The organism is Streptomyces actinomycinicus, assembly GCF_016741775.1.
Classification (GTDB): Bacteria; Actinomycetota; Actinomycetes; order Streptomycetales; family Streptomycetaceae; genus Streptomyces; species Streptomyces actinomycinicus.
Genome location: NZ_JAERRK010000007.1, coordinates 298,938 through 310,456 on the forward strand (window position 1 = coordinate 298,938; position 11,519 = coordinate 310,456).

Sequence of the window (11,519 nt, forward strand, 5' to 3'; positions counted from 1 at the left end):
GTCAGGGGCGCGGGACCCCTCCGCGCGCCTCAGCTCATCGGACCCGGGCCTCCGTGAGGCGTCGACGAGCGGACGGCGGCCGGGTAGGCATGGGGTGGTCGCACCAACCGGATCGATCAACGCTCGCAGTGAGCGAGCAGTGGGGGAAACATGGCCATCATCGTCATCTTCGACATTCCCGGCGGCGGGCAGGAACTGTACGACGCCTGCATCGACCGCCTCACCGGCGGCGGCGGGTTCACCTCGCTCGCCGACATTCCGGCGCCCGGGTTGATCTCCCACGCGGCCGGCCCCGTCGGCGGCGGGTGGCGGGTCGTCGACGTGTGGGAGTCCGAGGAAGCACTCGAGAACTTCTCGAAGATCCTCCAGCCGGTCCTCTCCGAACTGGGCCACTCCGACGGCGAGCCGCAGATCATCCCGGCGTACAACGTCGTCGCTCGCTGACCCTGGGCGCTGGACGCCGGCGGCGGTCGCCGCCCGCATGTGGGCGGCGACCGCGGGGGCTACCGCGGGGGGGCAACCGCGGGGGGCAACCGCGGGGGGCGACCGCGGGGCGGCGCCGACCTCGCGGCGGCGGCGACCGCGGCGCTTCTCGGTTCTGCGACGGGATCCCCGTGGGCCATTCCGGCGCGCTCGATGGGTCGGAAACCGGACGAGCACGTCGTTTCGTCGCGTGCATGGCAGCGTCCTCTGCCACAGTGCAGTCACCATGACCAGTCATCCGCAGCAGCAATCGCCGCCGGGCGACGTCCTCGCCGCCGGCCACGGGACCCCCGTGGGGATGTCCGCCCCGCTGACGGTGGGGGTGGAGGAGGAGTTCCTCCTCGTCGACCCCGTCACCAGGACCGTCACCCCTCAGGGTCCGCAGGTGGCCGCCGCGGCCGCCGCTGAACTCGGCCACCGCGTGGGCACCGAACTGACCCGCTACCAGGTGGAAGGCCGTACCGACCCGCACACCTGCCTCACGGAGGCGGCCGAGGAGATCCGCGCCACCCGGGCCGCTCTCGCCCGCGCCGCCATCGGCCGCGGCCTGCGGATCGCCGCGACCGGATCCCCGATCCTCGGCCTGGTCACCCCTGTCCCCCTCACGCCGGGCCCGCGGTACGCGGAAAGTCTGTCCCTCTTCCGCGCCCTGGACGACGAGCAGAGTGCCTGCGCCTGTCACGTCCACGTCGGCGTGGCCGATCCGCACGAAGCGATCGCAGTCAGCAACCACCTGCGGCCCTGGCTGCCGACGCTGACCGCCCTGGCGGCGAACTCGCCGTACTGGGCGGGCCGCGACACCGGCTACGCCAGCTGGCGCACCACCACCTGGGGACGATGGCCGGTGGCCGGTCCGCCGCCCTACTTCGAGTCCCCCACCCACTTCCAGGAACTCGTCGAAGAACTCACCACTGCGCAGGCCGTGATGGACCGCGGCGGCCTCTACTGGGACATCCGCCCGTCCCACCACCTGCCCACCGTCGAGGTACGCGTGGCCGACGCGGCGCTGACACCGGAGGACACCGTGCTGCTCGCCGCGGTCGTCCGCGCCCTCGTCGCCACCGCTCTCACCGCCATCCGAGGCGGCGAGCCGGCCCCCCGCCCGGCCCCGGAAATGCTGCGCGCGGCCTGCTGGCGGGCGGCGCGCGACGGGCTGACCGGGCACGCCATCGACCCCATCACCCGTCAACTGGTCCCTCAGGCCGCACAGATCGAGCGCATGCTGCATGCCCTCTCCCCCGCCCTGCGCCACCACGGCGACCTCGCCCTCGTACGCACCCAGTGGGAACGCCTGCGCGCCGAGGGAAGCGGAGCCGACCGGCAGCGCGCCGCCTACCGCCACCGGTCCAGCCTTCCCGACGTCGTGGACCACGTGCTCGGCGCGACCTCGCCCACGCAGGCGCCCTGATCGGAGCACCGGGCGCGTCGAGCGGGCGGACAGGCGCCTCGTGGCTCCGCCGGCGAGGCCGGGACGGAGCACGCCGGGTGCGACGCGGCGTCCGGTCCGGCCGGTCGGTCTGCGGTGTGACCGGTGCGATCAGTAGGTGCCCTGGTGCCGTTGCGGCCGTCAGCGGGCCGGGGTGTGCGGCGAAGGGGGAATGCGCAGTGGCGCGGCATCGGCCGTCCGGGCGGTCTGCCCGGCAGAGTGACTATTCATGGCCATGACACTGCCGCGGAGTGAGCCACATCGGGCGGCAGACCCGGGGCCGCAGCCTGTCTCCTGGACCCGCTGCTGTCGGCAGGCGTACGCCAGGCCGTGTTCAGCGGCCTGCCGGCAGCCGCCTCGATCGGCAGCGCGATCCAGTGGCGACGTCGAGGAGGCCGTCACGGCCGTGACGCGCCGACGCGCGGCCCCCGCATGAGGTACGGGGGCCACGCGTGCGGCGTCGGGTCAGGCGACGACCGTGATGTTCTCCGCCTGCGGGCCCTTCTGGCCCTGGGTGACGTCGAAGGTCACGGCCTGGCCTTCCTGCAGCTCACGGAAGCCGGACGCGTTGATGTTGGAGTAGTGCGCGAAGACATCCGGGCCCCCGCCGTCCTGCTGGATGAAGCCGAAACCCTTCTCGGCGTTGAACCACTTCACGGTCCCGCTGGCCATACATCTACCTCTCGATCGAGCCGGGCCCGCCCCATGCAGGCCCACATCGCCCTGGTCGTGTCCCATACAACAAAACGCCCGCACCAGCCGGCACGGGCAGGAACGACCAACCACGACATCCGTCGCGACGCTACACGGCGCATGCGTCCGACGCCAGAGAGGCACAAACCCACGCCTCAAGATCTGCTCGGCCCCGCGACGGGCCGATGACCCGGGTGGAGGACGACGGGACCGCACACCCGCGCGTCCCGGGTTCTCCCGGCCCGAGCCGGCCTCGGGGACGTGGGCACCCCCGCCGGCGCCGCCCCGGCCGCCCCGGCCGCCCCGGTCGCCTCGTCAGCCGTGGTCAGCGAGCCGGGAGACTCCGCACCGTGGTGGACCCGGACGTCTCCTGTAGGTCCCTACGAAGATCACGTCGTGTGCGGCAGCCGCTTTCATGTCTTCCACGCCTGGCCGACTCCACTCCATCGGCTGTGTACTCCTCGTACAAGTTGCGACGACGCGAAATGAGTTGCGGCGAAGCAGGGGAACGGACGCCGTGGGCTTCCTCCTGCCCGACGCAGGAAGGAGTACCGGCCCGGTGAGGGGCCCGGCGTACGGGTGCATCGCCGGACGCGAGCGGTGCGGGCGCGCCGACCGTCCGCGCCGCGCCCCTGCGTACGGCCGACAGGGGCAAGCGCTGGCCGCGGGACATGATCTGTTGCCCGTGGCGCCGGCGTCCTCACTGCTGCACGTCCCCGGCGCCACCACCACCGGCCTCGACCCCGTCCACACATCCGCCCCGCCCGCACGACTCTGCCGCAACCACGCACCTCCGACCGACCAGCAGGCCTGCCGGCCGCGCCCACGCCGGCCCGGCCGGCGGGCCGGTCCACGCACCACCCCGCGGGACACCGCTGTTCCGTCCCGCACCGGCATCCCCGCGCCTTGCCGCGCGGGGCAGCAGCACCACCGACGACTCACATCCACCACCGGCGAAGGAGCCATCATGACCGCGAGCACCCAGGAAGCAAGCCTCCAGGACCTCGAGCGCGCCTGGATGGATCAGGCCATCGACCTGGCCACCACCAGCGTCAACAACGGCGGCGGCCCCTTCGGAGCGCTCATCGCCAAGGACGGCGAAGTTGTCGCCACCGGCAACAACCGGGTCACCTCCACCCTCGACCCCGTCGCCCACGCCGAAGTCAGCGCCATGCGGGCCGCGTGCAAGGAGCTGAACACCTTCTCCCTCGAGGGCTGCATCCTGATCACGTCCTGCGAGCCCTGTCCCATGTGCCTGTCCGCCGCTCTGTGGGCACGCGTGGACCGTCTCGTCTACTCGGCCGACCGCCACGACGCCGCCGTCGCGGGCTTCGACGACCGCAAGTTCTACGACCTGTTCGAGAAGAGGCCGCACAGCCAGTGGCCCGTGACCGTGGAGCACCTGGACCTGCCCCACCGCACCCAGCCGTTCGACGCCTGGCTCGCCAAGACCGACCGGATCGCCTACTGACGGTCCGTGCCCCGCAGCGGCGCGGACCCCGCCTCACCTTCGCCCCGGGTCCGCGGCCGGCCACACGCCGGGCAGCGGGACCGGCCAGAGTGTGCGGGCGTCCCGGGCAGGTGCCCGGGACGCCCCTCGCCGCTGCGGCAGCCGCTTCTCCTGTGCCGCGGCGGCAGTCTCTCCGCCCCCTCCGGGACGTGCCGGTCGGCTGCACCGTCCCACCTCGGCGGCAGCGTGGCGCCGGACGCGTCGGCGTCGCTCCAGCCTGCCCGATGCCGGCCGGGCAGACCCGGCAGACGGCGCGGCCGTCAGCATCCGGTAAGAATCAGCGCTCCGCGGCAGGACGCCGGGCCCGGTGTCCTGCTGAACGCACATCAGCTCCTGTGCGACACGTCTGCGGCTCCGCCCGGGGTCACTGGGCGCTCGCTGCGGGGCGGACGACGAGTTCGTTGACGTCGACGTGCGCCGGCTGAGCAATGGCGTAGGCGATGGCCTCCGCGATGGCGCGGGCGGGCAGTGCGGCGGCACGGTAGGTCTTCATGGCCTCCCTGGCGGCAGGGTCGGAGATGCCGTCGGCGAGTTCGGACTCGGTCACGCCCGGGGAGACGAGGGTGACCCGGATGTTCCCGGTGGACTCCTGACGCAGCCCCTCGGAGATCGCGCGGACGGCGAACTTCGTCGCGCAGTAGACGGCGGCGGTGGGAGTGACCTCGTACGCGCCGACGGAGGCGATGTTCACGAAGTGCCCGCCGCCCTGAGCGCCCATGACGGGCAGCGCTGCGGCGATGCCGTGCAGGACTCCGCGTACGTTGACGTCGATCATGCGGTCCCACTCGTCGGTCTTCAGCGCCTCCAGTGGCGAGAGCGGCATCACTCCGGCGTTGTTGACCATCACGTCCACGCGGCCGTACCGCTCGCGGGCGGCGGACACGAAGGCCCGGACGTCGGCGGCATCGGTGACATCCAGCCGCTGGAACGCCGCGGTCCCACCGACGGCGGCGATCTGCCTGGTCAGGATTTCGAGGCGATCGGTGCGCCGCGCTCCGAGGAGCAGGCTGTGGCCGTCGGCGGCGAGCCTGCGGGCGGTGGCCTCTCCGATCCCGCTGCTCGCTCCCGTGACCGCCACGACCTTGGCTGTGTGTGTCATGCCTGCTTGTCCTCCCGGTAGAGCACGAGTTGCTCAGGGTGGAGCGCTCCGCCGGTCTCGAGGAGCGGATCCGTCCTGCCCGGCCGAGTCTGGGCGCAGGCGACGGCCGCCGGCCAGGACGTGTGGTGCCTGGGTGCACCGCACCCAGGCACCACACGTCCCACGCGGCCTAACCTGAGGGCGTGATCGACAACCACCTGGGAGAGTTCCTGCGCGCGCACAGGGCGGCCCTGCGGCCGCAGGACGTCGGCATGGCGGGCTACGGCGTGCGCAGAGTAGCCGGACTGCGTCGTGAGGAGGTCGCCGTCCTGGCCGGGATGAACGCGGATTACTACGCCCGTCTGGAGCAGGGCCGTGAGCGCCGCCCGTCGGCCCAGGTCGTCGACGCCCTCGGCCGCGCCCTGCGCCTGGACGCCGATGCGCACGCGCACCTGCGTCAGCTGGCCGGAACGTCGCCGGGCAGCCGGGTCGCCCACACCACGGACCGGGTCGGTCCAGGACTGCGCCGGCTGATGGACGCCTGGCCGGGCACCCCGGCGTTCGTCATCAACCGGAAGCTGGATGTCCTGGCGGCCAACGCCTTGGCCGAAGCCCTGCACTCCCCCTTCGAGCCGGCGGACAACCTGGCCCGCATGATCTTTCTCGACCCGGCGGGCCGCCGGTTCTACGTGCGGTGGTCCTGTGCGGCCCAGGCCGCCGTCGGCCATCTGCGCCAGGCGGCCGGTCTCGACCCGGACAGTCTTCGGCTGGGGGCCCTCCTCAGCGCCCTCGGCGAGCGCAGCGCCGAGTTCGCCCGCCTGTGGAACACCCATGCCGTGCGGGGCAAGACCCAGGACGCCAAGCAGTTCCTCCATCCGGACGTCGGGCCTCTGACGCTCACTTACCAGACCTTCGACGTACGCGACGCCCCGGGCCAGCAACTCATCGTGTATCAGGCCGAATCCGGCAGTCCCAGCGCCCAGGCCCTCGGCCTGCTCGGCTCCGTCCACGCCACGCATGACGGTACGGGGTGCGGGCGGTGGTCTCGCTCGTCCGGCTGACGTCCCCCGGCGCCGCCGCGCGCGGCGCACAGCCGTCCGAACGCGTCCGGGCTTCGCGCCTGCGGCCTTGCCACTCGAGGCGGCAAGACCGCGACGCTCCGCACGGCGCACGGCGCACCGCACCCGGCACGTGGCCGGCGTTGGCCCAGGGTCCGCTCGGTCAGCCCGATGACACGGCTAGCCCTGGGGCGGGAACACGAAGAATCCCTTCTCCGTGCTGATGTGGCCGTACCCCGACGGCTGCGAGAAGAGCGGGATGCAGTCCTCCGGCAGGCTCTTGGCGAGCACCTTCTTGGTACGGCCGTCGACCGCGAGGAACACGCTCGGGCTGAAGTCCTCCTTGGTCGTGCCGTAGAGGATGCCGTTCGGGGAGAAGCGCAGCGGCTGCATCTTCTTCTCGCCCTCCTTCTGCGCCCAGACCTCCTTGCCGTCGGCGGGCTGCCACACGGCGGTGCCCAGTTCGGTGTGAGCGGCGGCCAGGGTGTGGTCGGTTGCGAAGACGGAGGAGCCCTCGGTGTCGACCGTGTCGTCGGGGCTGTCCGCGTAGGAGTACTTCGAGGAGCCGCCGACCTGCTTGCCGCTCGCGATGTCGTACGTAGCCGTCACCCAGGTGTCGGGAGAGAGGGCGCCCGCGCCCCAGGCGGTGAGGACGTGGCCGTCCCGGACCTCGAGGACCCGCAGGGCGCCGCTGGTGCGTTTCCCGTCCTCGTTCAGCTCCACACCCGCCGGCGGGGTGACGTCGGCGGAACTCCAGGCCTTCTTGCCGGTGGCGAGGTCGGTCATGACGAGCTGTTCGGGCTCGTTCTCGAAGCTGGACGCGTTCTCCACGTGGAAGGCGTACTTCCCCGTGATCAAGGGCGCGTGGGCCTGGCCGCCGTCGATCTGGTTGTTGCGCGGGTCGAAGCTGCACTTCGCCAGCTGCCCGGTGCAGGTGACCTTGCGGGCGGCGCCGCCGTCGACGGGCGTCAGCTTCAGGCTCTCGTCGCCGTCCTGCTCGATGATCCAGCCGTCGTGGACATCGAACTCGTCGCCCGCGGCCGTGGCCTTGCCCAGTTCGTCGCCGTCACTGCCGTAGACGGTGACCTTGGTGGTGGTCTTCTCCTCGCTCAGACCGTCCGACTCCGTCGTGGCGCCGGCGAAGACCGCGACCGCCGGAACGCCGTCGTGCCAGGTCGTGGCGGCCACGCGATCGGTCGTCACCTTGAGGGTCTTGCGGACCTGGCCGGTCTTCACGTCCCGGAACTCGAGGGTGGCCGGTTCCGGGTCGTTGGTGAAGTGGAGGGTACCGATCGATCCGTCGACCGGCTCCGACGCGTATCCGCGCCCGGTGGCGTACGCGCCCTCGGCGTCCTTGACGAACAGGAGGGTGTCACCGAGGTCGATGGCGTGCGCGGGCGGCAGGCTCCACGCGGGCCGGGCGGCCAGGCCGGGTATCGCGGGTCCGCTGTACGCGGGTCCCTTGGGCGTCGCGCCGTCCGGGCCGGCCGAGCGGCCGCCCTTCGACCGGGGCGCGGAGTCGTCGTCGCCGGAGGAACCGCAGCCCGCGACCAGCCCGAGGGCAAGGACGAGGCCGACGGCTGTCACTGTGTTCTTGTTCATGTCCCCGTGAGCATTCTGCAGATGATCTTGAGTTGTTCAGTGCAGCATAGGCGCCCGGCCGAACTCGGCAAGCGGGCCACGGGGATCTGCACGCACTCGGCACAACCCGGGAAGCGGGGATCGCTTCGGCGTCGGTGCCGTCCTCACGGGTGACGGGCGGCGTCGGCCGGTGTGGAACGCCGGGGTGTGGGTCAGTAGGCGGAGTTGACGTTGTCGATGGAGCCGTAGCGGTCGGCGGCGTAGTTGGCGGCCGCGGTGATGTTGGCGACCGGGTCGGTGACGCTGTGGGCGGTGCCGTCGACGTGGTAGGCGTTGAAGGTGGGGTCGATCACCTGGAGCAGACCCTTGGACGGGGTGCCCTTCTGCGCGTTGACGTCCCAGTTGTTCTGGGCGTTGGGGTTGCCGCCGGACTCGCGCATGATGTTGCGGCGCAGGCCTTCGTAGCTGCCCGGGATGCCCTTGGACTTCATGATGGACAGGGACTTCTTGATCCAGCCGTCGAGGTTGTCGGCGGTACCGGCGGTGCCGGTGTCGGCGTGGCTGTCGCGGGAGGGGGCGGTGACGGCATGGGTGCTGCGGGGTGCCTCGGCGGCGTGCGCGGCGGTCGGCATGAGGGTGAGGGCAGCGGCCGCGGCGCCGGTCGTGGCGATGCCGGTCACAGCGAGGGAGCGCAGGCGGGCAAGGCGGCGGGTGGCGGTGATCGCGGTCATGAAGGGGTCTCTCCTGTGGGACGTCTTTCGAGGCGCCGGCCGGGTGGATCCGGTCGCGGCCTGCAGGGCGTCGGCTCGAGGCCCTGTGCTGCACGGCCCGGGCGCATCCGGTGCTCGACGCCCGGTCGGCCCTGCGGCTTGCGGCAACGAGAAACATGGTTAGCGGCCCGCCGTGGCCAAGACAAGAATGTGACGTACTATCCAACCTCGGAGAAATACCTACAAACCGGACATTCGGCGGCTTCATGCCTGCTGGGGGCAGCACACGTCCTACGGCCCTCTTTAGGACGTGACATGCGCCCTATGGGCCGCGTCACCCGTTTTCCCGGGAGAAACGCGGCCCCAGCCCGCCTCGGGCGCCGGCGGCCCCCGGGGGAATCAGGACTCGTGGAGGTGTTCGCGGTCCCCCATCACCACCACGGGATGGTCCGCCGGGTCCAGGGTGCGCAGGAGCTTCTTCATGCCGGCCTCGGGGACGGTGACGCAGGCCGAGGTGCCGTCGCCGTGGTCGAGGTGCAGCCAGATCCCGCCGCCCCTCTCCACGCCGTCCGGGCGGCTCCAGTCGAACGGCGGGGCGCCCTTCAGCCGGTTGTAGTCGATGGCGATGACGTAGTCGAAGTCGTGGGCGTGGGCCTCTTCCGGAAGGAGCATGGTCGAGTAGGCGTTGTCGTCCTGCCAGTACCTCAGCCGGCTCCCCGGGTCGGCGAGCGAGCCTCCCGCGTCCGTGAGCGTGAAGACGCCGACGGGACTGCGCTCGTCGTCCATGCTGTGGTCCTCGGTCCAGCCCAGCCTTCCGTTGTGGGCGGGCCAGCTCGCGGTCCGTACCCACGTCGGTCCCTGCTTCTGATAGAGCACGACAAGGCTGTCGGGAGACTCCTGGCCCTCGCCGTAGACGACCACCGCCTGTCTGGTGCCGGCCGGCACCTGACTCCACATCCGGTCTCCGACACCCGGGAGGCGACTGCCCACAGCCTGGCCGGGACGGGCGGACGCCGCGCCGGGCGCGCCACCGGGTGTCTTCCGCTCGGCTGCCTGGTCGCACGCCGCGGCGCCGGCCAGCAGGACGCCGCAGGCGAGCGCCGTGGATATGGCGTGACGCACTCCGCCGCGACGTACCGACCGAGGACAGGACCGGGGCACCGTGAACATCCGCATGGTCAGGATCTTGTGGCGAGGCGGATCGCAGGCGCATCCGGACGCGGCATCCGGCCCAACCGTTCACCCCGCCCAGCACGTGCTGATCGTGCCGGGCACGACGGCACGCCGTGATCTACCGGGTGCCGTGGCCGTCGAGGAAGCGAAGCAGCACCGCGGCCTCGGCGCGGAGCCGCGCCACTCGTTCGGCGTGCGCCGGCGCGGTCAACTGCGCTGCGGCTTCGAGCCGTTCGGTGGCCTCGGCGCGCACGATGTCCACCACGTTGCCCTCGTTCAGCTCGCGCCGCGCTGCCTCGGTCGCGCCCGCGCCCACCGGTGCCTGCTCGAGGGCCTGGCCACGTGCCCCGGCGTCGCCCACGGGAACCGCCTCCGCGTTGTCCAGGGCCGCGAGCGTCGCCCGCAAGGCGCTCACCGCAACTCTGTCGCGGGCGCGCATCGCTTCCGGCAGGGCCTGACGCATACGAACACGTAGGGACATGCGAGGACCCTATGGCCGTGCTTCCGGGCCCACAACGCAATATCGGTGTGCCACCGTGGGTACGCCAGACCCCCTTCCGTTTCAGGCCGATCGCCGGTCCGGCCGTGAGCGATGTGCTCGGGCGGGTATCCGCTGCCTGTCCGCACGACGTGCGGATGGCTTCCCTTCCGGGAGGCGGACGGCTTCCCCTCCGGGGAGAGGAGAGACGGAGCATGGGTATGGACGCGGCCAGGATCACCGCGAAGGTTCAGGGCAGGGACATCACCCTGGACGGCCCCCTGTCGAGGGACGAGATCCGGGACAGGGTGTGGTGGTGGCAGGTCTCCGACGCCAGGACCTCCAAGGAGCGGGAGGACCGTCTCCACGAGTACGACGACTCCCACCGGGACGTGATCGCCACTCTGGGCGGGTACTACGAGGTGTCCCCCGACCGCCACACGCCCGAGGCGGAGGCGTTGGTGGACCTGGTGTACACGGAGCTCAACCCGGACGCGTGACACGGCGCTTCCGGTCCGCGGGACGCGTGAGTGGGGCACCGAGAGGCGCCGTCAGTGACCCAGCACCTGCTTCGCACCTCTTTCGACAGTTCAACATCAACTGCACATTCTCGCCGAGGTCGCCGTGCATCTTGCCCGCCCCTGCGGCAGGCGCCCCCACAGGGTTCCGGGCCGGCCGCACGAGGCCGCGCCCGCTGCATCCGTCCTGCGTGCGAACCGGTCGCAGCTCGGCGCCCACGTCCTGGGCCGGAACCGCTCCGCGAGGGCACTGCTGCGCAGCTGCTGCTTCGTTCGGGGCTATCGACCGCCGACGACCATTGAGTCGGCCGAATCGGGGCAGACGTGGCATGCGACCGGATGGCCGGTGGAGGAGGAGACAGTGGAACACGACTCGTCGCTGAAAGCCGTGGGGTGGGCGCGCTCGCTGCCGGTGAGCCGTGGGGTGAAGGAGGCCAGGGACTGGACGCGTGAGCATCTGGCGGCGTTCGGCTGGACCCGGACGGCCCCCGATCTGGTGGACGCGGTGCTGGTGACCGTGTCCGAGCTGGTCACCAACGCCCACAAGCACGCGCACAGCACGGCACAGTTGATCCTCACCTGGGATGTGGAATGTCTGCATGTGACCGTGCATGACTCCTCGGCCCAGCTGCCCGAGCAGCGCCGCGCGGATCCCGGTGCTCTGGGTGGGCGCGGCCTGCTGCTGGTCGATGCCCTCGCCGATGCGTGGGAGGTGCACCGCTGTCCGCGCGGCAAGGACGTCAGCGCCTGTTTTCAGCCGCCCTCCACCGCGACCGGCGCCTAGCCGTGGCCGTCGGGCGTTGAGCAGGGT

General features: G+C 71.7%; 12 protein-coding genes. 6 read left to right on the forward strand and 6 right to left on the reverse strand.

Translation table 11 applies throughout. The annotated features are described in order from the left end of the window. Positions 1 to 150: 150 nt before the first annotated feature. Together JK359_RS17250 and JK359_RS17255 are read left to right on the forward strand one after the other, a co-directional pair. Positions 151 to 444, forward strand: a complete 294-nt coding sequence (locus JK359_RS17250) for a hypothetical protein (RefSeq protein ID WP_201836474.1) — start codon at positions 151 to 153, stop codon at positions 442 to 444. A 265-nt stretch (positions 445 to 709) separates the two neighbouring features. Then, complete coding sequence (locus JK359_RS17255) at positions 710 to 1,891, forward strand: carboxylate-amine ligase (RefSeq protein ID WP_236677971.1); 1,182 nt, start codon at positions 710 to 712, stop codon at positions 1,889 to 1,891. A 483-nt stretch (positions 1,892 to 2,374) separates the two neighbouring features. Here JK359_RS17255 and JK359_RS17260 read toward each other — a convergent pair whose 3' ends face one another. Beyond that, positions 2,375 to 2,581 carry a cold-shock protein gene (locus tag JK359_RS17260; RefSeq protein ID WP_201836477.1) on the reverse strand — a complete coding sequence of 69 codons (207 nt, stop codon included), beginning with the start codon at positions 2,579 to 2,581 and terminating at the stop codon, positions 2,375 to 2,377. A gap of 988 nt (positions 2,582 to 3,569) precedes the next feature. On the opposite strand from JK359_RS17260, the gene JK359_RS17265 reads away from it, so the two are divergent. Next, positions 3,570 to 4,073 carry a nucleoside deaminase gene (locus JK359_RS17265; protein WP_201836480.1) on the forward strand — a complete coding sequence of 168 codons (504 nt, stop codon included), beginning with the start codon at positions 3,570 to 3,572 and terminating at the stop codon, positions 4,071 to 4,073. 403 nt (positions 4,074 to 4,476) lie between these two features. Here JK359_RS17265 and JK359_RS17270 read toward each other — a convergent pair whose 3' ends face one another. Further along, on the reverse strand, positions 4,477 to 5,211 hold the full coding sequence (locus tag JK359_RS17270; RefSeq protein WP_201836485.1) for an SDR family oxidoreductase: 735 nt from the start codon (positions 5,209 to 5,211) through the stop codon (positions 4,477 to 4,479). A 182-nt stretch (positions 5,212 to 5,393) separates the two neighbouring features. Here JK359_RS17270 and JK359_RS17275 point away from each other — a divergent pair, with 182 nt between their 5' ends. Further along, on the forward strand, positions 5,394 to 6,251 hold the full coding sequence (locus tag JK359_RS17275) for a helix-turn-helix transcriptional regulator (protein ID WP_201836487.1): 858 nt from the start codon (positions 5,394 to 5,396) through the stop codon (positions 6,249 to 6,251). Positions 6,252 to 6,428: 177 nt separating this feature from the next. Here JK359_RS17275 and JK359_RS17280 read toward each other — a convergent pair whose 3' ends face one another. The 4 genes from JK359_RS17280 to JK359_RS17295 form a co-directional block, all read right to left on the reverse strand. Further along, the gene (locus tag JK359_RS17280) at positions 6,429 to 7,850 is read right to left on the reverse strand and encodes a hypothetical protein (RefSeq protein ID WP_201836490.1); all 1,422 of its coding nucleotides are present in this window, start codon (positions 7,848 to 7,850) and stop codon (positions 6,429 to 6,431) included. Between the two features lie 191 nt (positions 7,851 to 8,041). After that, positions 8,042 to 8,560 carry a transglycosylase SLT domain-containing protein gene (locus JK359_RS17285; RefSeq protein WP_201836493.1) on the reverse strand — a complete coding sequence of 173 codons (519 nt, stop codon included), beginning with the start codon at positions 8,558 to 8,560 and terminating at the stop codon, positions 8,042 to 8,044. A gap of 378 nt (positions 8,561 to 8,938) precedes the next feature. Beyond that, positions 8,939 to 9,661, reverse strand: coding sequence for a L,D-transpeptidase family protein (locus JK359_RS17290; protein WP_372445417.1), 723 nt, complete (start codon positions 9,659 to 9,661; stop codon positions 8,939 to 8,941). A gap of 169 nt (positions 9,662 to 9,830) precedes the next feature. Further along, on the reverse strand, positions 9,831 to 10,151 hold the full coding sequence (locus JK359_RS17295; protein ID WP_201836677.1) for a GatB/YqeY domain-containing protein: 321 nt from the start codon (positions 10,149 to 10,151) through the stop codon (positions 9,831 to 9,833). A 254-nt stretch (positions 10,152 to 10,405) separates the two neighbouring features. Here JK359_RS17295 and JK359_RS17300 point away from each other — a divergent pair, with 254 nt between their 5' ends. After that, the gene (locus JK359_RS17300; protein WP_201836498.1) at positions 10,406 to 10,690 is read left to right on the forward strand and encodes a hypothetical protein; all 285 of its coding nucleotides are present in this window, start codon (positions 10,406 to 10,408) and stop codon (positions 10,688 to 10,690) included. Between the two features lie 379 nt (positions 10,691 to 11,069). Beyond that, positions 11,070 to 11,492: an ATP-binding protein gene (locus tag JK359_RS17305; protein WP_201836501.1), complete on the forward strand. Its 423-nt coding sequence runs from the start codon at positions 11,070 to 11,072 to the stop codon at positions 11,490 to 11,492. Positions 11,493 to 11,519: the final 27 nt, after the last annotated feature.

What these genes read in the sequence shown, in the direction of transcription:
- JK359_RS17250 (WP_201836474.1), top strand. Translation starts at nt 151, where the DNA reads ATGGCCATCATCGTCATCTTCGACATTCCCGGCGGCGGGCAGGAACTG.
- JK359_RS17255 (WP_236677971.1), top strand. Translation starts at nt 710, where the DNA reads ATGACCAGTCATCCGCAGCAGCAATCGCCGCCGGGCGACGTCCTCGCC.
- JK359_RS17260 (WP_201836477.1), bottom strand. Translation starts at nt 2,581, where the DNA reads ATGGCCAGCGGGACCGTGAAGTGGTTCAACGCCGAGAAGGGTTTCGGC.
- JK359_RS17265 (WP_201836480.1), top strand. Translation starts at nt 3,570, where the DNA reads ATGACCGCGAGCACCCAGGAAGCAAGCCTCCAGGACCTCGAGCGCGCC.
- JK359_RS17270 (WP_201836485.1), bottom strand. Translation starts at nt 5,211, where the DNA reads ATGACACACACAGCCAAGGTCGTGGCGGTCACGGGAGCGAGCAGCGGG.
- JK359_RS17280 (WP_201836490.1), bottom strand. Translation starts at nt 7,850, where the DNA reads ATGAACAAGAACACAGTGACAGCCGTCGGCCTCGTCCTTGCCCTCGGG.
- JK359_RS17285 (WP_201836493.1), bottom strand. Translation starts at nt 8,560, where the DNA reads ATGACCGCGATCACCGCCACCCGCCGCCTTGCCCGCCTGCGCTCCCTC.
- JK359_RS17295 (WP_201836677.1), bottom strand. Translation starts at nt 10,151, where the DNA reads ATGCGCGCCCGCGACAGAGTTGCGGTGAGCGCCTTGCGGGCGACGCTC.
- JK359_RS17300 (WP_201836498.1), top strand. Translation starts at nt 10,406, where the DNA reads ATGGGTATGGACGCGGCCAGGATCACCGCGAAGGTTCAGGGCAGGGAC.